The organism is Salmonella sp. 2018103, from assembly GCF_026247685.1.
Lineage (GTDB): Bacteria > Pseudomonadota > Gammaproteobacteria > Enterobacterales > Enterobacteriaceae > Salmonella > Salmonella enterica.
Genome location: NZ_CP111029.1, coordinates 294,593 through 320,739, shown reverse-complemented (window position 1 = coordinate 320,739; position 26,147 = coordinate 294,593). Strand labels below are relative to the sequence as shown.

The window sequence follows — 26,147 nt, the reverse complement described above, 5'->3', positions numbered from 1 at the left end:
AACAATATACTCCTCCCGGGACTAATTTAACCACGGTGAGGTAAAAAATGAAATTTGAACGCCATCATAGAATATTGAAGGAACTCAGTATTTCGGGAGTTGTAAAAGTTTCAAATCTGGCGAAAAGTCTCAAGGTAACAAAGGAAACTATTCGTTCAGATCTCAATGAACTTGCCGGACAGGGATATCTTACTCGCTGTCATGGTGGTGCATTTATTACCCTTGATTCTCTTGATAACGTCGCAAAAAATGAAATTGCTTATGTGCTGGAAAAATATGAATCAGCGCAGAAAAATAAAAAAGGTCTCTCTGCCATGAAAAATAATGTATGTGTTATTGGCTCGTTCAATGTTGATATCATCAGTTATCTACCGAGATTACCCTCAACGGGAGAGTCATTGCTTGCCGATAAATTTATTTTTTCACCCGGCGGTAAGGGATGTAATCAGGCATTAGCAGCAAGCTATGCCGACTCTGATGTGCATTTTATTACTAAAGTCGGCTCAGATCATTTTAGTGATTACGCCATTAATTTTATAAACTCATCAAAAATCCATAAAAGTGTTATCTACCAGACCAAAGAAACACAAACAGGTACAGCAACCATCATGGTGAATGGAGATACCGGAGATAACGTCATCGCTATCTACCCTGGCGCCAACATGACAATTTCCCCTGATGAAATCACCATTCAGAAAGAAGCCATTATTCATTCAGATATTGTTCTTGTCCAACTGGAGACGAATTACGAAGCGCTGCAGCAAACAATTCGTCTCGCACAAAAAAATGACATACCGGTCATCATCAATCCAGCGCCATACAATGACATGGTTAACACTATCATTGATAACATTGACTATATTACGCCAAATGAAACGGAAGCAGGCCTGCTGGCCAATATGGCGGTTAATGATATCGAATCAGCCAAATGCGCGGCCAAAATTATTCACCAGAAAGGCGTCAAAAATACCATTATTACGTTAGGTAGCAAAGGTTCGCTTGCTTATGATGGCACACAATTCATCTATTCCCCGGCATTTCCGGCAGTTGTAAAAAATACTGCGGGAGCGGGTGACGCTTTCAATGGCGCCCTCGCATCTGGTCTTGCAAAAGGAAAGTCACTGGCATCCGCATTGTGCTACGCCAGCGCATTTGCCTCACTTGCGGTTGAAACGCCTAATGCCTCTGATATGCCGGAAAACGACTCCGTTCTTCATCGTATTCAGGGTTCACATTACAAACAAACTATCTCTACTCACTAAATCAAGGAGCAGACTATGAACAATACGCAGAAAAAACTAAAGGTGCTCTTTATTGGAGAATCCTGGCATATTCATATGATTCATTCAAAAGGTTATGACAGTTTCACCTCCAGTAAATATGAAGAAGGCGCTACATGGTTACTGGAATGCCTGAGGAAAGGCGGCGTTGATATTGATTACATGCCTGCCCACACGGTACAAATTGCCTTTCCAGAGAGTGTTGACGAATTAAACCGTTACGATGTGATTGTTATTAGCGACATTGGTAGTAATACCTTCCTGTTGCAAAACGAGACATTTTATCAGCTAAAAATAAAACCAAACGCTCTGGAGTCCATTAAAGAGTACGTCAAAAATGGCGGTGGACTACTCATGATTGGCGGCTATCTGTCGTTCATGGGTATTGAGGCAAAAGCCAATTATAAGAACACCGTTCTTGCTGAGGTTCTGCCAGTTATTATGCTTGATGGCGATGACCGGGTAGAAAAGCCAGAGGGTATTTGTGCTGAGGCTGTCTCACCTGAACATCCTGTTGTTAACGGATTCTCAGATTATCCGGTATTTCTTGGATATAACCAGGCCGTCGCCAGAGACGATGCCGATGTCGTATTAACAATAAATAATGACCCATTGTTAGTGTTCGGTGAATACCAACAGGGTAAAACCGCCTGCTTTATGAGTGACTGCTCCCCACACTGGGGAACCCAGCAGTTTATGTCATGGCCGTTTTATACCGACCTGTGGGTCAACACGCTTCAATTCATCGCCAGAAAATAAAAAACAATGGAGTAACGAAAGTTACTCCTTTTATAAAATATAAGGATTGATGTATGAACAAGAATAAGTACTCAACCCCCTTACTGATGCTTGCCACCATCTTAGCCGGTATGCTTTCCCCGATGCAGTCTGCCGTTAATGGGCAGTTAGGACATTGGTTACAAGACGGTAATGCTTGCGCAGTAATCTCGTTTGCCAGCGGTCTGGTCGTCATGTTTTTTATTATTATTGCGCGCAAAGAAACACGCCAGCAATTCGCCTCAATCCCTACTCTGATTAAAAAGAGAAAAATCCCGCTATGGAATTGGTTTGCAGGATTATGCGGGGCGATGGTCGTATTTTCTGAAGGCGCATCCGCCAGCGCACTGGGCGTTGCCACCTTTCAAACGGCATTAATTTCCGCCCTGCTCCTTTCCGGCCTGCTGTGCGACCGTTTTGGCATCGGTGTGGAGGAGAAGAAATATTTTACGCCATGGCGCATTACTGGCGCATTGTTCGCCGTTATCGCCACCATTTTTGTCGTGTCGCCACAGTGGCACTCAACCTCGTTTATCCTGCTCGCTATCCTCCCCTTTTTGGCAGGGTTACTCGCTGGCTGGCAGCCTGCAGGGAATGCGAAAGTCGCCGAGGCAACGGGCTCCATGCTGGTGTCCATTACATGGAACTTCATCGTCGGCTTTTGTGTCCTGGGCGCGGCGCTGGCGATACGTATCGCATTAGGCCATGTCACCATCCAGTTACCCGATACATGGTGGATGTATCTCGGTGGTCCGCTGGGTCTGCTGTCCATCGGGCTAATGGCGATTCTGGTGAGAGGCTTAGGGCTATTGATGCTGGGCGTAGCGTCAACAGCAGGCCAACTGCTTGGCTCAGTGCTAATTGATGAATTGATCCCTTCATTAGGCAATACGGTCTACCTGGTCACCATCATCGGTACGCTGTTCGCGTTAGTCGGTGCGATTGTGACCACCATCCCTGAATACAGAGCATCCAAAATGGCGCAAAGAATGGAGGTGTCAGAATGAAAGGTTTCCTGCAAACCGTAACAGGCCCGGTGGCGCATACGGATATGGGGCTGACGCTACCGCATGAACATCTGTTTAACGATCTGTCTTCGGTCGTAGACGAGCCACATTATGCTTTTTCACAGCAACTGGTGGGAAAGAAAGTCAGTGCTGACCTGCAGTGGGGGCTGAAACACGACCCATACTGCTGCACCGATAACATGGACCGCAAAGAGATTGATGATGTTATCTTCGAAATCAATAACTTTATGTCTTTGGGCGGCAGGACGATTGTCGACGCCACCGGATCAGAATCCATTGGACGGGACGCCTCAGCGCTGCGAGAAGTTGCCTTAAAAACGGGTTTGAATATCGTTGCGTCATCCGGACCTTATCTGGAGAAATTTGAAAGCACCCGGATCCATAAACCTGTTGAGCTGTTAGCCTCACTCATTGATAAAGAACTGAATCAGGGTATTGGCGAGACGGATATTCGCGCGGGCATGATCGGTGAAATCGGCGTATCTCCCGCGTTTACCCAAGCGGAGCGTAACAGCCTGCGGGCAGCGTCTCTGGCACAATGTAACAACCCCCACACGGCGATGAATATCCATATGCCAGGGTGGCTGCGACTGGGTGATGAGGTGCTGGATATCGTGCTGGAAGAAATGAACGTCTCTCCGGCAAAAGTCTCGCTGGCGCATTCGGACCCTTCAGGAAAAGATGTCGTCTATCAACGTAAAATGCTCGACCGTGGCGTATGGCTTGAATTTGACATGATTGGTCTGGACATCACCTTCCCAAAAGAAGGTGTCGCGCCGGGCGTTCAGGAGACCGCAGATGCAGTAGCGAATCTGATTGCACTGGGTTACGCCGACCAAATCGTTTTAAGCCATGATGTTTTTCTCAAACAGATGTGGGCGAAAAATGGCGGAAATGGCTGGGGGTTTGTCCCGAATGTCTTCCTCGCCTATCTGGCTGCTCGCGGAGTAGACAAGGATACTCTGCGCAAGCTTTGTATTGATAATCCAGCCCGATTACTCACGGCATAATCTGCAAATAGCCCGGTGTCTGACACCGGGCCTGGAATTAAAAATCAGTATCCCGCCGTTAAATCATCCACGGAACGCGGGTCAGACGCACCGTACAGTTCGCCATCCGGTCCAACCATAATACTTTGGGTGCTGCCCATCGCTTCTTTCAGCGCGACTTTCTGCCCTTTCTGTTCCAGCAACTTCAGCGTATCGGGGCTGAAGCCCTTTTCTACCCGCAGTTCGTCCGGCAACCATTGATGATGGAAACGCGGCGCGTTGGTCGCTTCGGCGACGTTCATGCCAAAATCAATGCTGTTCACTACCATTTGCAGCACGGTAGTGATAATTCGACTCCCGCCAGGACTGCCGGTCACCAGCCAGGTTTTGCCGTCTTTTACCACGATAGTGGGCGACATCGACGACAGCGGACGTTTTTTTGGTTCGACCGCGTTAGCATCGCCGCCCACCAGGCCATAAACATTGGGTACACCGGGTTTAGCAGAAAAATCATCCATTTGATTATTCAGCAGAATACCGGTATTTCCCGCCACAATTCCTGTGCCGAAGGTGGTGTTCAGGGTATAGGTCACCGCCACAGCATTGCCGTCTTTATCCACCACCGAGAAGTGGGTGGTCTGGTTGCTTTCATACGGGGCGAGCTTGCCCGGTTTGATCTGACTGGAAGGTTTTGCCTTATTAATATCAATTTGATCGGCCAGCGTTTTCGCATAGGCTTTGTGGGTCAGCGCCTGCCACGGCACTTTCACAAAGTCCGGATCGCCCAGATACTCTGAGCGGTCAGCGTAGGCATATTTTTCCGCTTCCGCCATGATTTGCATGGCATCGGCGCTGCCAAAGCCGTACTTCTTCATATCGAAGTTTTCAAGAATATTGAGGATTTGCACGATGTGAATACCGCCCGAGGATGGCGGCGGCATGGAGAAGACCTGATACCCGCGATAGTCACCACTGATTGGCGTACGCTCAACGGCTTTATAGCTGGCTAAATCCTCTTTGGTCATCAGACCGCCGTTCTTCTGCATTTCCCCGGCAATCTGGTCGGCAATCGCCCCTTTATAAAACACATCCGGGCCGTTTTCGGCAATCATTTCCAGGCTTTTCGCCAGATTCTTCTGGACCAGCTTATCGCCTTTTTTCAGCGGCTCGCCGTCTTTCCAGAAAATGGCTTTGCTGTTTTCATGATTAGGGATCACTTCGCTGCCGTAAGTTTTTAAGTCGTCGGCCAGCGCATCGTTAACCACAAAACCCTCTTCCGCCAGCTTCATCGCCGGACGCACCACTTTATTCAGCGGCATCGTGCCGTATTTCTCCAGCGCCAGCGAGAACCCCGCCACGGTACCCGGCGTACCGGATGCCAGATGCGACGTCAGCGACTTTTTCGCATCGGCGTTACCCTGCTCGTCGAGGAACATATCACGGGTCGCGCCAGCAGGCGCCATTTCACGAAAATCAATCGCCGTAGTAGCGCCATCTTTAGTGCGCAGCAGCATAAATCCCCCGCCGCCCAGATTCCCGGCTTGCGGATGCGTGACAGCCAGCGCATAGCCCACGGCGACGGCGGCATCCACAGCATTACCGCCCTGCTTTAAGATATCCACGCCAACCTGCGTCGCCATTGCATCCACGGACGCCACCATCCCTTGCGTCGCCCGCACAGGATGAAAGACATCTTCTTCAACACCATAGGAGACTGGCGGCGCGACGGGAGGATTGGCCACCGCGCTAAACGTCCCCCCGGCCAGCAGAGCGGCGATCGCCACCCAGCGCATAAACGTTGGTTTCATCGTTGTTTTTCTCCAGATAAATGGGTGTATGTCCCGTTTAATCCTGGTCCACAACGCTTAAAAAATCATCATCATGGCGAAATAGAGGTACACTTAAAAAGAGGCCTCATCGGGAGGAGACGACAATGAAACGCTTACTACTTATTACGGCTTTGTTACCCTTTGCTGTATTGGCCCAGCCAATTAATACACTCAATAACCCTAATCAGCCGGGTTATAAGATTCCCAGCCAGCAGCGTATGCAGACGCAGATGCAAACGCAGCAGATTCAGCAGCAGGGTATGTTGAAACAACAGATGCAAACGCAGGCGCGCAGCCAGCAGCAAAATCTACAGTCGCAGTTGAATGCCAATACGCAGCGGGTTCAGCAGGGACAGCCGGGCAACGGTATGCTCGGTCAGCAAACGCTGCCCAATACGCAGGGCGGAATGCTCAGCGGCAGCGGAAATCCGGACCGGATGCTAAACCATTCCCAGCCAATGTTGCAGCAGGGCAGCGGGACGCCGCAGCCTGACATCCCGCTGAAAACCATCAGCCCTTAAAACTGACGGCCCTTAAAACTGAAAGTGAGGGCCGATGTCATCAATGCGATCGGTGCAGATACAATCCACGCCCCAGCGCAGCAGCTCTGCCGCCCGCTGGGGCTGATTGACGGTATACACCAGAATCCGCAGACCCGCGGCCTTAATCTCTTGCACTCGCGTCTCATCGAGTAATTTATGGTTGAGATGGAGGGAAACACAGCCCAGACGGGTCGTCAGTTCACGCCAGTCTTCACGCCATTTATCCAGCAGTAACCCGCGCGGCAGTTCAGGTGCTGCCGCCTGCGCCGCTTCCAGCGCCTCTATCTCAAAGGAAGAAAGCAGCGGCGGCGTCATCCCGGCCCACAGTTCGCGGGCGGCCAACGCCACGACACGTCCTGTTAGCCTTCCGCTCCCCGTTGTCGGTTTTATCTCAATATTCGCCATCATGCCGTGTTTACGGCAGCGCTCCGCCACCTGCGAAAGCAACGGCAGCGGCTCGCCTTTAAATTCGCCGCTAAACCAACCGCCAGCGTCCACACGCAATAAATCCTGCCAGTTCAACTCGCCCGCCACGCCCCAACCGTTGCTGGTGCGCTCCAGGTTATCGTCATGCAGCAGGAAAATTTCGCCGTCTTTCGACAGCTTGGCATCAAACTCAATCATGGTGTGCCCGTATCGCGCGCCCACGTCAATCGCCGCCAGAGTGTTTTCCGGCGCCAGTTTACCGCCGCCGCGATGGGCGACAATGTGGGGATAAGGCCAGTTACTCATACACGTTGTCCTGTTTCGCCATCAAAAAGATGCCGCTGATGTTCCGGCAGATGCAGCCATAGCGTACTGCCCGCCGCCGGGCGCTGCTGATGCGCCAACCGCACCACCAGTTTCTGATCGCCCCAGCGCCCATGCGCCAGATTATCCGCCCCCAGAATCTCCAGCGTGTCTACCGTTAACGGCACGCCGCCTTCTGCCTGCGAGCTTAACGCAATATGCTCCGGGCGGATACCCAGCGTCATTTTACGTCCGGCATGACCCCGATAGCCCGCACCTATCGGCAACGCCAGACCGCCAGGCAATTCGAAACGGTCGCCGGAAGCGCTGATAACGCCGTCCAACAGGTTCATCGCCGGGCTGCCGATAAAGCTCGCCACGAAGCGACTGGCCGGTTTTTCATACACCTCTACCGGCGTGCCAATCTGTTCTGCGACGCCTTTATTCATCACCATCACCCGCTGGGCCAGCGTCATCGCCTCTACCTGATCGTGAGTAACATAGAGCGAGGTGGTACGAAGACGACGATGCAGATGTTGTAACTCCAGACGCATCTGCACGCGCAGCTTGGCGTCGAGGTTAGAAAGCGGTTCGTCGAATAAAAAGACTGCCGGCTCGCGGACGATCGCGCGCCCCATTGCCACGCGCTGCCGTTGACCGCCGGAAAGCTCGCGTGGACGGCGTTTAAGCAGGCCGTCCAGCTCCAGAATGCGCGCCGCCTCCCGCACGCGTTCTTCAATATGCGCTTTGCTCATACCGCGAATTTTTAGTCCCCACGCCATGTTCTCCTCTACGCTCATATGGGGATAGAGAGCATAGTTCTGAAATACCATCGCGATGCCGCGATCTTTGGGCTCCATCTCGGTGACACGTTTGCGATCAATCCAGATATCGCCGCTGGTCACGCGTTCCAGACCGGCCACCATCCGCAACAACGTTGATTTGCCGCAGCCGGACGGCCCGACCATCACGATAAATTCGCCATCCGCCACGTCCAGCGTTAACGGTTGAATGACCTGGGTTTTGCCGTCCCAGCTTTTGGTTACTGCCTGTAGTTTTAAACCAGCCATTTTTATTTCTCACTATCGACCAGGCCACGCACAAACGCGCGCTGCATGGCTAAAACGATGACAACCGGGGGAATAAGGGTCAGCAGCATTGCCGCCATCACCTGGTTCCATTGCGTGGTACCTTCGCCGGTGGCGATCATCCCTTTGATACCCGCTACGGCAGTGCCAAGATTCACGTCGGTGATAATCAACAGCGGCCACAGATACTGGTTCCAGCCGTAGATAAAGGTGATGACGAATAACGCCGCCAGGTTGGTTTTTGACAGCGGCAACACGATGTCGCGGAAAAAGCGCATCGGCGACGCGCCGTCAATACGGGCCGCCTCCACCAGTTCATCCGGAAGCGTCATGAAGAACTGACGAAACAGGAAAGTGGCGGTAGCGGACGCCATCAGCGGTAGCGTCAGACCAGCATAGCTGTCGAGCATTTTCAGGTTGGCGATCACTTCCACCGTCGGGAAGATACGCACTTCAACCGGCAGCATCAGGGTGATAAAAATCATCCAGAAGAACAGGTTACGCAGGGGAAAACGAAACCAGACGATGGCGAATGCGGACAGCATAGATACCGTGATTTTGCCTACCGTAATGCTGAACGCCATAATGAAACTGTTAAGCATCATCAGCCAGAATGGCGCGCTATTAACACCGACGCCGTTGACCCAAATAGTTTTGATATTCTCCAGTAACTGCGTGCCGGGAAGCAGCGTCATCGGCGTCTCAAACACCGCGCGGTCGTCCAGCGTCGCCGCGACAAACGCGACATACAGCGGAAACAAAATGACCGCGATCCCCAGAATCAGCATGGTATGGCTGAATATTGTCAGCCCGCGACGATTCTCTATCATTGGTAACGCACCTTACTTTCCACATAGCGGAACTGCACCACCGTCAGAATGATGACGAGGAACATCAACACCACCGACTGCGCGGCGGACGCCGAGAGATCCAGGCCGGTAAACCCTTCGCGATAAATCTTATAAATCAGCGTCGTGGTGGCTTGTACCGGCCCGCCGGCGGTCGCAGCGTCGATCACCGGGAAGGTGTCGAAAAAGGCATACACCAGGTTGACCACCAGCAGGAAGAAACTGACCGGCGCAATAAGCGGCAAAGAAAGCCGGAAGAAACGACGAATCGGCCCGGCGCCGTCAATGGCCGCCGCTTCCACCAGCGAGCGGGGAATGGATTGCAGCGCGGCAAAGAAGAATAAAAAGTTGTAACTAATCTGCTTCCAGACTGACGCAAATACCACCAGGAACATCGCCTGACCGCTGTTTTGCGCGTGGTTCCAGTCATAGCCGAATTCGCCGAGGAAATGGGTGATTAATCCCCGCCCCGGGTTAAACAGGAAAATCCACAATACGGCGGCGACGGCGGGCGCGACGGCATAAGGCAGCAGCATCAGCGTCTGATAAAAACGGCTGCCGCGCACCACGTAATCCACCAGGGCGGCGAAAAACAGCGAGACCAGCAGGCCGCTAAACGTGACCAGCGCGCTGAATTTAATTGTCGTCCAGAAGGCGTCGAGATAATAACTGTCGTGAAAAAGCGCGACGAAATTCTCCAGCCCGACAAATTGGCTGGAAAAACCAAACGGATCGACGCTTTGCAGCGAATACCACAGCGCTTCGCCCGCAGGCCAGATAAAGAAAATAACGGTGATAACCAACTGCGGGGCAACCAGTAAATACGGCAGCCAGCGCGAGCGGAACACCGGACGGAATGATGACATGAAGGTTCTTTTCCTGGAAGGTGCCGGATGGCGGTGCAAGCACCTTATCCGGCCTACAAACGCTGTAGGCCTGATAAGCACAGCGCCATCAGGCACTTATACACTTAAGATTTGCTCGCTTTCTCAAAACGACGCAGTAACTGATTCCCGCGATCCACCGCGGTATCCAACGCCTGTTGTGGGGTTTTCTTCCCGGTCCAGACGCTTTCCAGCTCTTCGTCCACGATAGTACGAATCTGCGGCATATTGCCCAGACGCAAGCCTTTGGTGAAGGGTAACGGCGGCTTATTCAACATCTGGCGAGTGGCGATATCCGCACCGGGGTTTTTATCGTAATAACCCTGCTCGCGGGTCAGCTCGTAGGCGGCGGTGGTAATCGGCAGGTAGCCAGTTTTTTGATGCCATTCAGCAGCGTTTTCCGGTTTTGCCAGGAAGTCGAGGAATTTGGCGACGCCGGTATAGGTTTCTTTATCTTTACCCTGCATGACCCATAGGCTGGCTCCGCCGATAATGGCGTTTTGCGGCGCGCCCTTGATATCAGCGTCGTACGGCATCATACCCACGCCATAGTTAAATTTGGCATACTGGCGGATATTGGCAAGCGAACCGGAGGACGCGGTTGTCATCGCGCAGTCACCGTTATAAAACTTCTCGGTAGACTCGTCCTTACGCCCAACATAGCTAAAATCGCCTTTCTTATTCATCTCTTCCAGCAGCGCGATATGTTTCACCTGCTCTGGCTTATTAAATTCCAGCACCGCATCTGTACCGTCAAAGCCATTGTTTTTACTGGCGAAGGGGAGACCGTTCCAGGCGCTGAAGTTTTCCAGTTGGATCCAGCCTTGCCAGCCGCTGGCGTAACCGCATTTCATGCCAGCCGCTCTCAGTTTCGCGGTATAGTCAGCCAGCTCCTGCCAGGTTTTCGGCGGCTGTTCCGGATCTAAACCGGCTTTCTTAAAGGCGTCTTTGTTGTAGTACAGTACCGGCGTGGAGCTGTTAAAGGGCTGGGAGAGCAGATGCCCGCTTTTAGCATCGGTGTAGTAGCCTGCAACGGTTGGTACAAACTGGGACTCGTCAAAGTTAATACCGGCGTCTTTAAACACTTCATAAACCGGCTTAATGGCTTTCGAGGCCATCATGGTCGCCGTCCCAACCTCATAAACCTGCAATATTGCCGGCGCGTTGCCGGTACGGAATGCCGCGATCCCGGCGCTCAGGTTCTGTTCATAGTTCCCCTTATAGACCGGAACGATTTTGTAATCCGGATTGGCCTGGTTGAAACGTTGCGCCAGTGAATCAACTTCTTTGCCTAACTCCCCTTCCATTGAATGCCAGAATGGAATAGTGGTGACGGCCAACGCCTGACCCGTAAATGCCAGACTCAGCGCCAGTCCTAAAGCTGTATGTCGTAACGATATCATCGGTTATCTCTCTTTTTGTGCCGGGATGCGCGATATCACGCGTTTTATGTTCGCGGGGGTAACATGACATGCTCGAATGACAGAAAAATAACTTTTTTATTACAAAAAAAAGATAGTAAGGCGACAGAGAGATGGCAAGGCAGTGAAAGCGCCGGAAAAGAAAAGTGGGAGCTACGGCACGGATAGGTACGACATTATTCCCGGGGACGGCGCACATGCCGTAACTCAACCAGGCGGAGCGTCGCCGGGATTAACGTCTCAGGCGCGTAAGCGAACGGCAATTTGCTCCAGCGTAAGCCGCCCTGCCGCCGCATCGACTGTCATATCGACAAAATCCGGATTCGCAGCGAGTGAGATCCCGTTACGCTTTAAAAACAGCAGCGTAATAAATAAGGCGGTGCGTTTGTTACCATCATTGAAGATATGCCCACGGGATATAGCGAGCAAATGCATTGCCGCCAGCAGCCACACGTCGGTCACCCCTTCATATTCGATTTGATTGAGTACCCGGTACATTAGCGCTTCCGCGCGGCCAGGATCAGGCATACCTGTTACACCAGGCGTAACGCGGAGAAGCCTGTCGTGAAACTGAATTATCTCTTCCGCTGAGATAAGTTGTAGGGTCATTTATCCGCCAGCTCCCTGAGCTCATTGCCATGAACCGCCATAATGGCAGCAAACTCATCATCCATTCGCGCCGTCTGATAACGCTCAAACTCCTCGGCGCTGATGATCACTGCGGGCTTATGCCCACGACGCGTGATGGTGACAGGGCCCGCCGTCACCGCACTTTCCAGGACTTCGGCCAGATTTTGCCGCGCTTCGCTATAGTTAACCGTACGCATAAACACCTCCCCAGTTGTACATGTTTATTGTACAACAAACACGTACAAAAAAAGAGCCATCAGGCTCTTTTGAAAAATTTTACCGCTTGCCGTTACCGGGGACGGCGCACGCGCTTCCCCCTGGCACAGTCTAACCGCCCAGATAGGCGCTGCGCACCGCTTCGTTCGCCAGCAGCGCATCACCGGTATCGGATAGCACCACGTGGCCGTTTTCCAGCACATAACCGCGGTCGGCGAGCTTCAGCGCCTGGTTGGCGTTTTGCTCGACAAGGAAGATGGTCATACCCTGCTCGCGCAACTGCTCAATGGTGTCGAAGATCTGCTGGATGATGATCGGCGCCAGCCCCAGCGACGGTTCATCCAGCAGCAATAGCCTCGGCTGGCTCATCAGCGCGCGGCCAATCGCCAGCATCTGCTGTTCACCGCCGGACATGGTGCCCGCTCGCTGGATACGGCGCTCATGCAGGCGCGGAAACAGCTCGTACACCCACTTGATACGCTCCTGAAACCGATCGCGCTCGGCAAAAAAACCGCCCATCGCCAGGTTCTCTTCTACCGTCATCCGCGAGAAGACGCGCCGCCCTTCCGGCACTATCGCCACCGCTTCACGCATGATTTTCGCCGTCTGCCAGTCGGTTATGTCTTTACCGTCAAACACCACCCGTCCGCTGGAGGCGCGCGGATCGCCGCACAAGGTGCCAAGCAGCGTCGTTTTCCCCGCGCCGTTAGCGCCAATCAGGGTAACGATTTCCCCCTGGTTGATGTGCAGACTGACGTCGTGCAGCGCCTGAATCTTGCCGTAGTGGGCGCTGACTTTTTCAAACGTTAACATCGTTTTTTCCATCTTATGCCTCACCCAGATAAGCGCGGATGACGTCCGGGTTGTTGCGGATCTCTTCCGGCGTGCCGTTCGCCAGCGGCGTGCCCTGGTTCACCACGTAAATGCGATCGGAAATGCCCATCACCAGCTTCATATCGTGTTCAATCAGTAATATGGTGGTGTTGTGATGGTTACGTAGTTCGGCAATCAGCTCATCCAGCTCTTTGGTCTCTTTCGGGTTAAGGCCAGCCGCCGGTTCGTCGAGCATCAGAATTTCTGGCTGCGTCACCATGCAGCGGGCAATCTCCAGCCGGCGCTGGTCGCCGTAAGCCAGATTACTGGCCTGGCGGTTGGCATGTTCCAGCAGGCCAATACGCTCAAGCCAGGTCGCCGCGCGGTCCAGCGCTTCGCTTTGCGCGCGGCGGAAAGCGGGCGTTTTCAACAGGCCGGAAAAGAGGCCCGTTTTCAGTTGCTGGTGCTGCGCCACCAGCAGGTTTTCAATCACCGTCATTTCGCGAAACAGGCGCACATGCTGGAAAGTACGTACCACGCCCATGCGGGCGATCTGCTGGCCCGGCAATCCTTCCAGATGCCGCTCGCGCAACATGATCGTACCGCCTGTCGGCTTATAAAAACCGGTCAGGCAGTTAAACACCGTCGTTTTACCCGCGCCGTTAGGGCCAATCAGCGACACAATTTCCCGCTCACGCAATTCCAGCGATACATTGTTGACCGCCAGCAAACCGCCAAAGCGCATCATCAGGCCGTTAACCGCTAATAATGGCTGACTCATGCCTGCTCTCCTTTCGCCTGACCACTTTTCAGCTTCAACTGCGGACGCGTCATCGGCAGCAATCCCTGCGGGCGCCAGATCATCATCAACACCATCAAACCGCCGAGCATCAACATGCTGTATTCGTTGAAGTCGCGCATCAATTCGCGCGACACCACCAGCAGAACCGCCGCCAGGATCACCGCAAACTGCGAGCCCATTCCGCCCAGCACCACAATCGCCAGCACGAAGGCGGATTCGGCGAAGGTGAAGGATTCCGGGCTGACAAAGCCCTGGCGGGCGGCAAACAACGTCCCGGCGAAACCGGCAAACGCGGCGCTGATAGTAAAAGCGGTCAGCTTGATGCGCGTCGGGCTTAAACCTAATGAGCGACAGGCGATCTCATCTTCACGCAACGCTTCCCACGCCCGGCCCAACGGCATACGCAGCAGGCGGTTAATGACAAACAGCGACAGGACCACCAGCAACAGGGCCACCAGATAGAGGAAAATGACCCGGTCGGATGGGTCGTACTTCACGCCAAAGAAATTGCTGAAGGTATCCCAGCCGCCTTCTCGGGTGTTGCGGCTAAACTCCAGACCAAACAGCGTCGGTTTGGGGATCTGGCTGATGCCGTTCGGGCCGCCGGTAATTTCAGTGTTGTTGAGCAACAGGATACGGACGATTTCGCCGAAGCCGAGCGTCACAATCGCCAGATAGTCGCCGCGCAGACGCAATACCGGGAAGCCGAGCAGGAAACCGGCGGCGGCGGAGACCAGTCCCGCCAGCGGCAGACAGGTCCAGAAACCCAAACCGTAATAGTGGTTGAGCAGCGCAAAGGTATAAGCGCCGATGGCGTAAAAGCCGCCGTAGCCCAATACCAGCAGGCCGGACAGCCCCACCACCACGTTCAGCCCCAGACCGAGGATGATATAAATCATGGTCATGGTGGCGATATCGACGCTACCGCGCGACACCATAAACGGCCATGCCACGGCGATAACCAGCAGCGCCATCAGAAACAGCTTTTGCTTAACGGTAGAGCCATCGATCGCCGGCAGAATAAACTTCGGTCCGGAGACGTGCTTCACCGCTTTCTGGAACATCGGACGCAGCAACTGAAAGAAAAAAACCACTGCCGTACCGATAAAGATCCACTGCCAGCGGATGTCGGCGGCGGTATCCACCACCAGTTTGGTGCCGTCCAGCTCCAGTTGTACGCCCATGAAGACGCCAGCCAGAACGAAGAACATCGCCGCAGAGAACAGAGCCATCGCAATATGCATCGGTTTCATACTTTCTCTACCTCCGGACGCCCCAGGATACCGGTCGGCATCACCAGCAGTACCAGAATCAGCAGAGCGAACGATACGACATCTTTATATTCGGTACTTAAATATGCAGACGAGAGCGCTTCGGCGACGCCCAAAATCAGACCGCCGATCATCGCGCCCGGAATGCTGCCAATACCGCCCAGCACCGCCGCGGTGAACGCTTTCATCCCGGCCATAAAACCGATGTAGGGGTTAATCACGCCGTAAAATTGCCCAAGCAGCACACCCGCCACCGCCGCCATTGCCGCGCCGATAACAAACGTTAGCGCAATGACGCGGTCGGTATTAATGCCGAGCAGGCTGGCCATTTTCAGATCCTCCGCGCAGGCGCGGCAGGCGCGGCCCATCCGGGAGTAGCGAATGAAAATGGTGAGCGCCAGCATAGCCAGAAAGGTGACTATCCAGATAACCGCCTGCATGGTGGTGATGGACGCGGAAAAGTTTTCGCTGCTGCCCACAATCCACTGGCCGTTAAACAGGCTGGGTAACGCCACGTCGCGCGAACCTTCCGTCAGGCTGACGTAGTTTTGCAGAAAGATAGACATCCCGATGGCGGAAATCAGGGCGATCAGGCGCTTGGAGTTGCGCACAGGCCGGTAAGCGACTCGCTCGATACTCCAGCCGTAGGCGCTGGCAATAATAATCGCGCCGATAAATCCGGCGGCCACCAGGAGCCAACTGGTGTCTATTCCCATCATCATTAGCGCGGCGATGATCATAAAAGAGACGTAGCTGCCGATCATATACACCTCGCCATGAGCGAAGTTGATCATGCCGATAATGCCGTACACCATCGTATAACCGATAGCAATCAGCGCGTAGGTGCTCCCCAGCGTGACGCCATTAAACATCTGCTGCAAGAAATAGAGAAACTGCTCGGACATAAGGTAACCTTTTTAAACCCGCCCGGCGTGCGGGCGGTGGGATAACTTATCCTCTGGCATTACTTCGCGACGGTTGACGAGCCGTCGGCGTGCCACTGGAAGACGCCAAATTCAAATCCCTTAAGATCGCCTTTTTCATCCCATTTCAGCGGCCCAATAACGGTATCAGCCCCGTTAGCTTTAAGATCTTTCACCAGATCCAGCGGAGCATGGCTGGCGCTACGCGTCATTGCGGTCGCCAGCGACTGGACGGCGGCGTAGGTGATCCAGACATACGGACCGCTGGGATCTTTCTTGTCGGCTTTCAGCGCCTCGACAATCGCTTTATTCGCCGGGTCCTGGTCATAACGTTTTGGCATCGTCACCAACATGCCTTCCGCCGCACCGCCCGCAATATTGGACAGCGACGCGTTACCCACGCCTTCCGGCCCCATAAATTGCGTTTTCAGGCCATTAGCCCGCGCCTGGCGCAGCATCTGCCCCATTTCCGGGTAGTAGCCGCCGTAATACACAAAGTCGATATTCTCTTTTTGCAAGCGGGCAATCAGGGCGGAGAAATCTTTTTCGCCGGCGGTAATACCATCAAAAAAGACAATATTGGCATTGCCTTGCTTCAGGCCATCCTGCACGGAGCGCGCCAGTCCTTCGCCGTATTGCTGTTTATCGTGAATGATAGCGATGCGCTGCGGTTTCACCGTTTCCAGGATATATTTCGCGGCTGTTGGCCCCTGGGAGGAGTCCAGGCCGGCGGTACGCATAATGTACTGATAGCCGCGCTGGGTCAGCTCCGGGTTAGTCGCCCCTGGGGAGATCATCAGAATACCTTCATCTTCATAGATATCGGATGCTGGCTGAGTAGAAGAAGAACACAAGTGACCAATAACGTACTGAATACCGTCGTTAACGATTTTGTTGGCCACCGCCACCGCCTGTTTTGGATCGCAGGCATCATCGTACTCTACGCCGACCAGCTTATCGCCTTTAATACCGCCTTTAGCGTTGATGTCTTTAATGGCCTGGCGCGCGCCGTTAAATTCCATATCGCCCCATTGCGCTACCGGGCCGGACATCGCCCCGACTATGGCGACTTTAATATCATCTGCCATTGCCCCCTGCGAGACTGCTAATGCAACAATCCCTGCGATTATTGTTTTCGCTTTCCGTTTCATGTGCCTGTATCCCCATTCGTGATGTTATATGTTTTGTTTTTTGCTGGTTAAAAAGCAGACTGTACTTTTTATAAATGGTGCGCTTTTTACTGACTCATTAATGAGTTAGCGCAGCATTTAAAGCATAATAAGATTAAAATCTCTATTTTTCAGTCTATTAAGAAAAGATAATATTCTGCTTTTCGCTATAGATAAACAAAAAAAAGCACGCTTGTCAGCATAAAATAACGGCATATTAAGCGGAATAATTCACTAGCATTCAGGGAATTATGCTGCCTGTTTTCCATTCTCTAATGCTTCAAACTGTAATTATCGTTGTTAAAAAATTAATAACCTGGTAAATGACACAAAAAAGAGAAAGCATCTGGCCTGCCTGTTTCGGTACACTGATCGCATCTTTTGAAATCGGGACAAGCCGTCGATGAAGCTGACTATCCTTCGTTTAGAACACTTTAGCGCTCAGGATCAGATCGATCTGGGCAAAATCTGGCCGGAATATTCCGCCTCCTCATTAAGCGTAGATGAAACGCACCGGATTTATGCCGCGCGGTTTAACGAGCGTTTGTTGGGTGCCGTAAGAGTGACGCTGAGCGGAACGCAGGGCGCGCTGGATTCCTTACGCGTGCGTGAAATCACCCGTCGTCGCGGCGTCGGGCAATACCTGGTAGAAGAAGTCATCCGCGATAATCCCAACGTCTCGTCGTGGTGGATGGCGGATGTCGGTGTTGAAGACCGCAGCGTGATGGCCGCGTTTATGCAGGCGTTAGGTTTTACCGCCCAGCATGACGGCTGGGAGAAACGCTAAAAGAAAGCCGGATGGCGCTGACGCTTATCCGGCCTACATGCCGGGAGAAAAGATAAAAACCACCTCGCAATTTTCCAAGAATTTCGCGTTGCAGGCAGGCGGCAAGTTATGAAATCCCCGGGAGCTTACATAAGTAAGTGACCGGGGTTGAATAACGTAGCCAACGCACCTGCAGCGCGAAAGGCGCCAGGAAAATTACTTAGCGTCTGTCGCCGTACCGTTCGCATGCCAGTCAAACACGCCGAACTCAAATCCTTTCAGATCGCCTTTCTCATCCCATGACAGCGGTCCCATTACGGTGTCGACCGTGGCGCCTTTCAGGTATTTGGCGATTTCCGCCGGATCGTCGGAGTGGTTCAGCCCCGCCTGTAAGGATTGCAGCGCGGCGTAGGTGGTCCACACGAATGCGCCGCTAGGATCTTGTTTCTTGGCTTTGATGGCATCCACAATCGGTTTGTTCGCTGGCACCTGATCGTAGTTCTTCGGTTTGGTGACCAGTAAGCCTTCCGCCGACTCTCCGGCGATGTTAGACAGCGAGACGTTCGCGACCCCTTCCGGCCCCATAAACTGAGTTTTCAGCCCTGCGGCGCGGGACTGGCGCAAAATCTGCCCCATTTCCGGGTGATAACCGCCGTAGTAGACAAAGTCGATATTCTCTTTTTTCAGACGCGCTACCAGAGTGGAGAAATCTTTTTCGCCGGCGGTGATGCCGTCAAAGAATACGACATTAACGCCGCCTTTCTTCAGACCGTCCTGCACCGCGCGCGCCAGCCCTTCGCCGTACTGCTGCTTATCGTGGATAATCGCGATGCGCTGCGGTTTTACCTTCTCCAGAATATACTTTGCCGCCGTTGGCCCCTGGTCAGAGTCCAGGCCGGTCGTGCGCAAAATCAGGTTATAGCCGCGTGCGGTCAGCTCCGGCGCGGTCGCCGCCGGGGTTATCATCAGGATACCTTCGTCTTCGTAGATATCAGACGCTGGCTGTGTGGAAGAGGAGCATAAGTGACCGATAACATACTTGATGCCGTCGTTCACCACTTTGTTAGCGACAGCTACCGCCTGTTTCGGGTCACAGGCGTCGTCATATTTCACCGCGACGAGCTTATCGCCTTTAATACCGCCTTTCGCATTGATATCGGCAATTGCCTGTTCCGCACCGGTAAACTCCTGATCGCCATACTGCGCTACCGGACCGGACATCGCGCCGACAACCGCGACTTTAATGTCCTCTGCGAATGCCATATGGCTTAATGACAGGGCGATACATCCTGCCAATAACGTTTTACCCTTCATATTCATCCTGATAATCCCCATTATTCTGGTTGTTACGTGTGTTGTGGCGTTATTGTTCAGCACTTTATTTCGATTATTGGCTAGCTACCCGTGCTTTAGCAGCATACTCTGCTAAAACATACTCGATTTTTATTACTTTGGAATAGCTAAATTTACATTCAGATAACAGATTTGTGTCGGTGGGGGAGAGGAAGGGCCCGTAGGCCCGATAAGCGAAGCGCCATCGGGCAAACGTGTTGCCGGATGGCAGCGTAAACGCCTTATCCGGCCTACAAAAAACAAAACCCCCGAATTCACATTCGAGGGTTCATTGGCAATTCGCGAAGATTACGCTTCGATCGCAGCGCGAAGCTTTTTCATGGCGTTCTTTTCAAGCTGGCGCACACGCTCAGCGGAGACGCCGTAACGATCGGCCAGCTCCTGCAACGTAGACTTATTGTCTTCGTCCAGCCAGCGAGCGCGGATAATATCCTGGCTACGCTCGTCGAGCCCCTGCATCGCATCGGTCAGTCGGTTGGCGGCCTGCTCTTCCCAGTTATCGTCTTCAATGCCGTCGGCAAAGTTAGACGATTTATCCTGCAGATACAGCACCGGCGCCATTGGCTGGCTGTCGGACTCATCGTCCGAAGACATGTCAAACGTCATGTCCTGCGCCGCCATACGCGACTCCATCTCACGCACGTCTTTACTGGAAACACCCAGTTCGCGCGCCACCATTTCAACCTCATCCTGATTAAACCAGCCCAGACGCTGCTTGGTTTTACGCAGATTAAAGAACAGCTTACGCTGCGCTTTCGTGGTTGCGACTTTAACGATACGCCAGTTACGCAGCACGTATTCGTGAATTTCTGCTTTAATCCAGTGTACGGCGAAGGAAACCAGGCGCACGCCTACTTCCGGGTTAAAACGACGTACGGCTTTCATCAGGCCGATGTTGCCTTCCTGGATCAAATCCGCCTGAGGCAGGCCATAGCCCGCATAGTTACGAGCAATATGAACAACAAAGCGCAGGTGAGACAGGATCAGCGTTTTAGCTGCTTCCAGATCGCCCTGGTAATGCAGCCTTTCAGCCAATGCCCGCTCCTCGTCAGCCGATAACATCGGCCACGCGTTCGCCGCCCGGATATAAGATTCCAGGTTGCCAACAGGGGCTAAAGCTAAATTTTGCATTTCTTTGGTCATTCAAATCCTCTCAATCAGTATTGCCTGGCACCGTCAGCGAGCAACAACCGTGCCAAAGCCGATGAGCAACGAGAATATCACCCACTCTTTTATCAGACAGTGATTTTATCCACAAGTTCAATGTAACACTGTGCATAATTTGCACAAATCTTGTGACATAAAGATGACGCGCGGGGAAGAGACAACAGGGACTCTTTCCCTGCGAACGGAAGCCCATTGCAGGGAAAGATTATACCACGATTTTATCAATCGGGAGTAAAGTGACGTAAATGTTGCACCGTGGCCAACCAGGCGGCGATCCAGCCAATCATGGAACAGACCAGCAGCAGCAACAGGCACTCATCGAACGATAAGCCATTGAGATCAAACTTCGTGCCGAAGACCTGCGCCACTTCAGTCACCGCCGATGATAAACGCATCACCAAAATTTCAGACAATATCAGTGAAAGAAACGCGCCGGAAAAACCGAGCAACGCGCCGCCGTAGAGGAACGGACGCAGGATAAAGCCATCGGTCGCGCCAATCAGCTTTTGCACGTTAATGGTGTCGCGACGGGCAAAAATGCTCAGACGCACGCTGTTGCCGATAACGAGGAAGACCGCCGCGACCATCAGCACGCCGATCATCGCCGACACACGGCCCACCAGCCCGGTGAGCGCCGCCAGGCGCGCAAACCAGCTATCATCCATGCGGACTTCGTCAATGCCGTTAATCTGCGAGATACGGTCGCGCAGCGTATTAAGCGAGGCGGTACTTTGAAAGTCCAGCTTGGGGATCACCACCGCCACCGCCGGTAGCGGGTTCTCTTCCAGCATATCCAGCGCGCCGCCAAAACCCGACCAGTTGCGGAATTCTCCCAGCGCGTCCTCACGGGACAGGTAGTTGACCTTCTCAACGCCCTGCTCGGCCTGAAGCTGCCCAACGACCCGCGCCGCCGCGTCATCATCCAGCGTTTTTTGCAGATAAACGGTGATCTGCGGCGACGGGTAATACTGAGTCGCCGCCTGGTTGACGTTCTTATAGACCATGTAACAGACGCTGGGCAGCGTCAGGGAGATGGCGATCACCATCACCGTCAGAAACGTCGCCAGCGGTTTGCTTTTCAGATCCTGCAGCGCGCCGTGCCAGGCATAGCGCACCTGCTCATTAAAGACGTTCGTTTTACGTGAGTTCGGTTTCGGCGTCGGCTTCTGGCGTCCTGGCGCGTTGCGCCCGCCGCCTGTTCCGCCGCGAGACTTACGCAGTCGATCCAACCGTCCGCCGAACTGCCTGATTTGGTTAATCGCGTCGCGCCTATTCATTGGCCAGGCCTCCATGCAGATGTCCATCGCTCAGGACGAGCTGCCTATAGGAACGACGGGAGATAAGTCCAATATCGTGCGTCGCCATCAGTACCGTCACCCCTACGCGGTTAAACTCTTCAAACAGACGTAAAATCCCTTCCGACAACGCGTCGTCCAGGTTCCCGGTCGGTTCATCCGCCAGCAATACCGCTGGCTTATTGACCACCGCGCGGGCGATGCCCACGCGCTGCTGTTCGCCTCCGGAGAGTTGAATCGGGAAGTTTCTCGCTTTGTCCAGTAGTCCAACCTTATCCAGCGCCGCCGACACACGACGACGGATATCATCGCCGCTGGCACCGGCAATGATTAACGGTATCGCCACATTGTCATAGACCGTGCGATCCATCAGCAGATGGTGATCCTGGAAAATCATCCCAATCTGGCGGCGCAAAAACGGCACTTCGCGGTTTTTCAGGCGCGTAATATCATGCCCGCTGAAGAAGATTTTGCCGGCGCTGGGCCGCTCAATCCCACAGATTAGCTTCAGCAGGGTACTTTTCCCCGCGCCGGAGTGGCCGGTCAGAAACGCCATCTCGCCTGGCCGCATATGGAATGTCACTCCCTGCAGCGCTTGTCTCCCGCCGAGATAGGCCTTGCTGACATGTTCAAAGCGAATCATTGTTAATCCTCTCGGGCAAAAAGTGCCTCAATAAAATCGTCCGCCTTAAACGGACGCAAATCCTCGATACGTTCGCCCACGCCAATGTAACGAATAGGAATGCCAAACTGGTCAGCTACCGAGAAAATCACCCCGCCTTTCGCCGTACCGTCCAGCTTGGTCAGGGTAATACCGGTTAAGCCTACCGCTTCATGGAACAGTTTGGCCTGGCTTACCGCGTTCTGTCCGGTGCTGGCGTCAATGGTCAGCATAACTTCATGTGGCGCTTCTTCGTCCAGCTTTTTCATGACGCGAACGATTTTTTTCAGCTCTTCCATCAGGTGCGACTTGTTCTGCAAACGCCCTGCCGTATCGGCAATTAACACATCCACATTACGCGCCTTCGCGGCCTGGATAGCGTCAAAAATCACCGAGGCGGAGTCCGCGCCGGTATGCTGGGCGATAACCGGAATGTTGTTACGCTGTCCCCAGACCTGTAGCTGTTCGACCGCCGCCGCGCGGAAAGTATCCCCCGCCGCCAGCATCACTGATTTACCCTGCTGCTCAAACTGGCGCGCCAGTTTACCGATAGTAGTGGTTTTACCCACGCCGTTCACGCCAACCATCAGAATAACAAAAGGCGTTTTACCTTCAATATTAAGCGGTTCGTCTACCTTCGCCAGAATCTCGCCCATCTCGTCTTTCAACAGACCATACAGCGCCTCGGCATCTTTAAGCTGTTTGCGGCTGGCGCCTTCCGTCAGATTAGCGATAATCTTACGCGTGGTTTCCACCCCGACATCAGCGATGAGCAACTGCTCTTCCAGCTCCTCGAACAAATCATCGTCGATTTTCTTGCCGCGGAACAGACTGATAAATCCGGAACCGAGATTTTCTTTGGTTTTCAGCAGGCTGCGTTTCAGGCGGGCAAAGAAACCTTCTTTAGTCGGTTTTTCCTGCTCCTGAACGATCGCTTCCACCGGCGCGTCTTCTTCCGCTGGCGGAACAACCATCACCGCCTCTTCCGCCGCCTGAGCGGCCAGCGCCTGCGCTTCCAGCTCTTCGTCGGTGAATTTCGCCGCGTTTTCGCCCTCTTCTTCTACCGCGGCAATGACCTCTACGGTTTCCGCTTCGGCCTGCCACTCTTCCGGCGAGATAGCCTCGTCTTTGACCTCTTCCGGCAGCGGCAACTCCTCGCGTTCCACCGCGATCTGCGGCGCTGCCGTCTCAATGGCCGCCGCGGGCTCCGGCTCTACCGGCTGCGGTTTTTCGCTCTCCTGAACCTTCTCAGTAACGTCCACCACCTCTTCCGCAAAGGCTTCGGTTTCTGCTTTGCTGTGCGCGGGCGTTTGCGCGTCTATGTCTGCCGCCGTTTCAACAGGGGGCTCAACCGGTCGTTGTTCCTCAACAATCTGCTGTTCTTCGGTCTGTTCCTGCTTCTGCTCTTTATCACCGAAGCCCAACCAGGAAAAGAAGCCACGTTTTTTCTGTTTTGCCATCTGCGACTACACCCCTCGCGGCGCTATATACATGGAAGCTAAAAAAATGATGAAATAGTCTATCACTTAACTTAATTCACATCACCGCCTGGAATAACTTGCAACAGGCGGTTCGAGCAAGAGAAATGAAAAAACCGACTCACTTTGGCAGCGGCCAAATCCGCATTATTGGCGGGCAATGGCGTGGCCGTAAATTACCGGTTCCGGACAGCCCGGGTCTGCGTCCCACCACCGATCGCGTGCGCGAAACGTTATTTAACTGGCTGGCTCCGGTAATGGTAGACGCCCATTGTCTGGATTGCTTTGCCGGCAGCGGCGCGCTGGGTCTGGAAGCGCTATCGCGTTATGCGGCCCAGGCAACGTTACTGGAAATGGATCGCGCCGTATCGCAGCAGTTGCAAAAAAATCTGGCGACGCTGAAAGCCAACAATGCTCGCGTCGTCAATACCAATACTCTGACCTTCCTCAGCCAGCCGGGGACGCCGCATCACGTCGTCTTTGTCGACCCGCCGTTTCGTAAAGGGCTGCTGGAAGAGACGTTACAATTGCTGGAAACCCAGGGATGGCTGGCCGACGACGCGCTAATCTACGTAGAAAGCGAGGTGGAAAACGGTCTGCCGCCCGTTCCGGCGAACTGGGCATTGTATCGAGAAAAGGTGGCCGGACAGGTCGCTTATCGTCTGTATCAGCGCGACGCGCAAGGAGAAAATGATGTTGATTAATCTGGGCCGCTTATTAATGCTCTTCGTGTGGGCATTTTTGATTCTTAACCTGGTGCAACCCTTCCCGCGCCCGCTCAATATCTTCGTCAACGTGGCGTTGGTGTTCATGGCGCTGATGCACGGTATGCAGTTGGCGTTGCTGAAATCAACGATACCGAAAGAGGGTCCGCAGATGACGACGGGAGAGAAAATCCGCATTTTCCTGTTCGGCGTGTTTGAGCTGCTGGTCTGGCAGAAGAAGTTTAAGAACAAAAAATAACGTTTGCTGCCGGATGACGGTTTATTCGTTATCCGGGGTACGGCTAACAAACCCGACGAACCGCGTTCCCTTATAGCTCAGCGTACCTTGATCGCCCACCGTCAAAGCGTGGTACTGCTGCGCTTGTAAACGGAACGTTTTTTCCAGACCGCCATTGAGCGGCTTAAAACTTGCCTCATAGCGCATACTGGTTCCCGCCGGGCTCACTTCCTGCTGGCGAGAGCGTCGGTCATTAACCGGCTTCTCCCGTTTATTGCTGACCACGACCAGCTTTTGCTGTAACGGCGCCGCCTCATTAGCGGCTTTTTCCCGCCGTTGCTGAACGAAGCGAAACGACGCGGCAACTACGATTAATGCAATGATTATAATGAAGAAAAGCGGTGGCTTACTCATACTGTTAACCTGTCAGAAAATGCGGAAATAAGCATACCCTGCCCGTTATAGTGTTGTCATCTGACCGTCACGGCCTCTACACTGAATAATAGAGCCGCAAGCATACCGTTTGCGAAAAAATAACGAATTCAAGGAATTAAGATGCTTTGGTCGTTTATCGCTGTCTGCCTGTCCGCATGGCTGTATGTGGACGCCTCCTATCGCGGGCCAGCCTGGCAACGCTGGGTTTTTAAGCCCGTCACGTTATTACTATTGCTGTTGCTGGCCTGGCAAGCGCCGATGTTTGACGCCATCAGTTATCTTGTGTTGGCCGGACTGTGCGCCTCGCTGGTCGGCGATGCGTTAACGCTCTTACCGCGTCAACGCCTGCTGTACGCCGTCGGGGCATTTTTCTTATCGCATCTGCTCTACACCATTTACTTTGCCAGCCAAATGACGTTGTCGTTCTTCTGGCCGCTGCCGCTGGCGTTACTGATAGTCGGCGCGTTGCTTATCGCCGTTATCTGGACGCGACTGGAGGAGCTACGCTGGCCGGTATGTACTTTTATCGCCATGACTCTGGTCATGGTCTGGCTGGCGGGCGAACTGTGGTTCTTCCGCCCAACGGCGCCAGCCCTTTCGGCCTTTACCGGCGCGACGCTGCTGTTCATCGGCAATATCGTCTGGCTGGGTAGCCATTACCGCCGCCGTTTCCGGGCGGATAACGCGATTGCCGCCGCCTGCTACTTTGCCGGACACTTCCTGATTGTTCGCTCGCTGTACCTGTAAATAATAGCGCTTGACTCTGGAGTCGACTCCAGAGTGTATCCTCCGGTTAATGAGAAAATTATCA

At 53.4% G+C, this 26,147-nt stretch carries 29 protein-coding genes; 10 read left to right on the top strand and 19 right to left on the bottom strand.

The window, feature by feature from the left end; genetic code table 11:
• Positions 1-47 precede the first annotated feature (47 nt).
• The 4 genes from OLG56_RS01480 to OLG56_RS01465 are packed head-to-tail and all read left to right on the top strand — an operon-like array spanning position 48 to position 4,095.
• Positions 48-1,262 (top strand): PfkB family carbohydrate kinase, encoded by a 1,215-nt coding sequence (locus OLG56_RS01480; RefSeq protein ID WP_000667447.1) that lies wholly within the window; start codon positions 48-50, stop codon positions 1,260-1,262.
• A 15-nt stretch (positions 1,263-1,277) separates the two neighbouring features.
• Entirely contained in the window at positions 1,278-2,039 is a 762-nt protein-coding gene (locus OLG56_RS01475) for a glutamine amidotransferase (RefSeq protein ID WP_001066515.1), read from the top strand.
• 53 nt (positions 2,040-2,092) lie between these two features.
• A complete protein-coding gene (locus tag OLG56_RS01470) occupies positions 2,093-3,064 on the top strand; it encodes a DMT family transporter (RefSeq protein ID WP_001038949.1) in 972 nt (323 codons plus the stop codon).
• Positions 3,061-4,095 (top strand): phosphotriesterase family protein, encoded by a 1,035-nt coding sequence (locus OLG56_RS01465; RefSeq protein ID WP_061377071.1) that lies wholly within the window; start codon positions 3,061-3,063, stop codon positions 4,093-4,095. Before OLG56_RS01470 ends, OLG56_RS01465 begins: the two co-directional genes overlap by 4 nt.
• Before the next feature lie 44 nt (positions 4,096-4,139).
• Here the strand turns inward: OLG56_RS01465 and ggt are convergent, their stop codons facing one another.
• Positions 4,140-5,882: a gamma-glutamyltransferase gene (ggt, locus tag OLG56_RS01460; protein WP_061377070.1), complete on the bottom strand. Its 1,743-nt coding sequence runs from the start codon at positions 5,880-5,882 to the stop codon at positions 4,140-4,142.
• 125 nt (positions 5,883-6,007) lie between these two features.
• Between ggt and OLG56_RS01455 the strand changes: the two genes are divergently transcribed.
• Positions 6,008-6,424, top strand: coding sequence for a DUF2756 family protein (locus tag OLG56_RS01455; protein ID WP_000826034.1), 417 nt, complete (start codon positions 6,008-6,010; stop codon positions 6,422-6,424).
• A 12-nt stretch (positions 6,425-6,436) separates the two neighbouring features.
• Here the strand turns inward: OLG56_RS01455 and ugpQ are convergent, their stop codons facing one another.
• The 12 genes from ugpQ to livK all read right to left on the bottom strand — a co-directional run bounded on the left by ugpQ (position 6,437) and on the right by livK (position 17,221).
• Positions 6,437-7,177 carry a glycerophosphodiester phosphodiesterase gene (gene ugpQ, locus OLG56_RS01450; RefSeq protein WP_000073548.1) on the bottom strand — a complete coding sequence of 247 codons (741 nt, stop codon included), beginning with the start codon at positions 7,175-7,177 and terminating at the stop codon, positions 6,437-6,439.
• Complete coding sequence (locus OLG56_RS01445; RefSeq protein ID WP_000907842.1) at positions 7,174-8,244, bottom strand: sn-glycerol-3-phosphate import ATP-binding protein UgpC; 1,071 nt, start codon at positions 8,242-8,244, stop codon at positions 7,174-7,176. The genes ugpQ and OLG56_RS01445 overlap by 4 nt, the downstream gene beginning before the upstream one ends.
• 2 nt (positions 8,245-8,246) lie before the next feature.
• A complete protein-coding gene (gene ugpE / locus OLG56_RS01440) occupies positions 8,247-9,092 on the bottom strand; it encodes a sn-glycerol-3-phosphate ABC transporter permease UgpE (protein ID WP_000572196.1) in 846 nt (281 codons plus the stop codon).
• The gene (gene ugpA / locus OLG56_RS01435) at positions 9,089-9,976 is read right to left on the bottom strand and encodes a sn-glycerol-3-phosphate ABC transporter permease UgpA (RefSeq protein WP_000094074.1); all 888 of its coding nucleotides are present in this window, start codon (positions 9,974-9,976) and stop codon (positions 9,089-9,091) included. The genes ugpE and ugpA overlap by 4 nt, the downstream gene beginning before the upstream one ends.
• Before the next feature lie 104 nt (positions 9,977-10,080).
• Positions 10,081-11,397 (bottom strand): sn-glycerol-3-phosphate ABC transporter substrate-binding protein UgpB, encoded by a 1,317-nt coding sequence (ugpB, locus tag OLG56_RS01430; protein WP_000624747.1) that lies wholly within the window; start codon positions 11,395-11,397, stop codon positions 10,081-10,083.
• 258 nt (positions 11,398-11,655) lie between these two features.
• Entirely contained in the window at positions 11,656-12,024 is a 369-nt protein-coding gene (locus OLG56_RS01425) for a type II toxin-antitoxin system death-on-curing family toxin (RefSeq protein WP_000174963.1), read from the bottom strand.
• A complete protein-coding gene (locus tag OLG56_RS01420; protein ID WP_001635839.1) occupies positions 12,021-12,242 on the bottom strand; it encodes a type II toxin-antitoxin system Phd/YefM family antitoxin in 222 nt (73 codons plus the stop codon). The genes OLG56_RS01425 and OLG56_RS01420 overlap by 4 nt, the downstream gene beginning before the upstream one ends.
• Positions 12,243-12,372: 130 nt before the next feature.
• Entirely contained in the window at positions 12,373-13,086 is a 714-nt protein-coding gene (livF, locus tag OLG56_RS01415) for a high-affinity branched-chain amino acid ABC transporter ATP-binding protein LivF (RefSeq protein ID WP_000416114.1), read from the bottom strand.
• Position 13,087: 1 nt separating this feature from the next.
• On the bottom strand, positions 13,088-13,855 hold the full coding sequence (gene livG / locus OLG56_RS01410) for a high-affinity branched-chain amino acid ABC transporter ATP-binding protein LivG (RefSeq protein WP_000082080.1): 768 nt from the start codon (positions 13,853-13,855) through the stop codon (positions 13,088-13,090).
• The gene (livM, locus tag OLG56_RS01405) at positions 13,852-15,129 is read right to left on the bottom strand and encodes a branched chain amino acid ABC transporter permease LivM (protein WP_000803764.1); all 1,278 of its coding nucleotides are present in this window, start codon (positions 15,127-15,129) and stop codon (positions 13,852-13,854) included. Before livM ends, livG begins: the two co-directional genes overlap by 4 nt.
• Complete coding sequence (gene livH / locus OLG56_RS01400) at positions 15,126-16,052, bottom strand: high-affinity branched-chain amino acid ABC transporter permease LivH (protein WP_000003007.1); 927 nt, start codon at positions 16,050-16,052, stop codon at positions 15,126-15,128. The genes livM and livH overlap by 4 nt, the downstream gene beginning before the upstream one ends.
• 59 nt (positions 16,053-16,111) lie before the next feature.
• On the bottom strand, positions 16,112-17,221 hold the full coding sequence (livK, locus tag OLG56_RS01395; protein ID WP_000822976.1) for a high-affinity branched-chain amino acid ABC transporter substrate-binding protein LivK: 1,110 nt from the start codon (positions 17,219-17,221) through the stop codon (positions 16,112-16,114).
• Between the two features lie 421 nt (positions 17,222-17,642).
• Between livK and panM the strand changes: the two genes are divergently transcribed.
• Positions 17,643-18,026, top strand: a complete 384-nt coding sequence (gene panM / locus OLG56_RS01390; protein ID WP_000778873.1) for an aspartate 1-decarboxylase autocleavage activator PanM — start codon at positions 17,643-17,645, stop codon at positions 18,024-18,026.
• Positions 18,004-18,138 carry a hypothetical protein gene (locus tag OLG56_RS01385; protein ID WP_001608549.1) on the top strand — a complete coding sequence of 45 codons (135 nt, stop codon included), beginning with the start codon at positions 18,004-18,006 and terminating at the stop codon, positions 18,136-18,138. Before panM ends, OLG56_RS01385 begins: the two co-directional genes overlap by 23 nt.
• A gap of 83 nt (positions 18,139-18,221) precedes the next feature.
• Here OLG56_RS01385 and livJ read toward each other — a convergent pair whose 3' ends face one another.
• The 5 genes from livJ to ftsY all read right to left on the bottom strand — a co-directional run bounded on the left by livJ (position 18,222) and on the right by ftsY (position 23,941).
• Positions 18,222-19,325, bottom strand: coding sequence for a branched chain amino acid ABC transporter substrate-binding protein LivJ (livJ, locus tag OLG56_RS01380; protein WP_001528146.1), 1,104 nt, complete (start codon positions 19,323-19,325; stop codon positions 18,222-18,224).
• 321 nt (positions 19,326-19,646) lie between these two features.
• Positions 19,647-20,501 (bottom strand): RNA polymerase sigma factor RpoH, encoded by an 855-nt coding sequence (gene rpoH, locus OLG56_RS01375; protein WP_000159621.1) that lies wholly within the window; start codon positions 20,499-20,501, stop codon positions 19,647-19,649.
• A gap of 245 nt (positions 20,502-20,746) precedes the next feature.
• Positions 20,747-21,802: a permease-like cell division protein FtsX gene (gene ftsX / locus OLG56_RS01370; protein WP_001081707.1), complete on the bottom strand. Its 1,056-nt coding sequence runs from the start codon at positions 21,800-21,802 to the stop codon at positions 20,747-20,749.
• Positions 21,795-22,463 (bottom strand): cell division ATP-binding protein FtsE, encoded by a 669-nt coding sequence (ftsE, locus tag OLG56_RS01365; protein WP_000617729.1) that lies wholly within the window; start codon positions 22,461-22,463, stop codon positions 21,795-21,797. Before ftsE ends, ftsX begins: the two co-directional genes overlap by 8 nt.
• 2 nt (positions 22,464-22,465) lie before the next feature.
• Positions 22,466-23,941, bottom strand: coding sequence for a signal recognition particle-docking protein FtsY (ftsY, locus tag OLG56_RS01360; protein ID WP_023137384.1), 1,476 nt, complete (start codon positions 23,939-23,941; stop codon positions 22,466-22,468).
• 125 nt (positions 23,942-24,066) lie between these two features.
• On the opposite strand from ftsY, the gene rsmD reads away from it, so the two are divergent.
• Positions 24,067-24,663 (top strand): 16S rRNA (guanine(966)-N(2))-methyltransferase, encoded by a 597-nt coding sequence (gene rsmD, locus OLG56_RS01355; protein ID WP_023137383.1) that lies wholly within the window; start codon positions 24,067-24,069, stop codon positions 24,661-24,663.
• The gene (locus tag OLG56_RS01350) at positions 24,653-24,922 is read left to right on the top strand and encodes a DUF1145 family protein (protein WP_000906762.1); all 270 of its coding nucleotides are present in this window, start codon (positions 24,653-24,655) and stop codon (positions 24,920-24,922) included. The genes rsmD and OLG56_RS01350 overlap by 11 nt, the downstream gene beginning before the upstream one ends.
• Before the next feature lie 21 nt (positions 24,923-24,943).
• Here the strand turns inward: OLG56_RS01350 and OLG56_RS01345 are convergent, their stop codons facing one another.
• Positions 24,944-25,315, bottom strand: coding sequence for a DUF2500 domain-containing protein (locus OLG56_RS01345; protein ID WP_000042850.1), 372 nt, complete (start codon positions 25,313-25,315; stop codon positions 24,944-24,946).
• A gap of 141 nt (positions 25,316-25,456) precedes the next feature.
• On the opposite strand from OLG56_RS01345, the gene OLG56_RS01340 reads away from it, so the two are divergent.
• Entirely contained in the window at positions 25,457-26,083 is a 627-nt protein-coding gene (locus OLG56_RS01340; protein WP_000964735.1) for a lysoplasmalogenase, read from the top strand.
• Positions 26,084-26,147 lie beyond the last annotated feature (64 nt).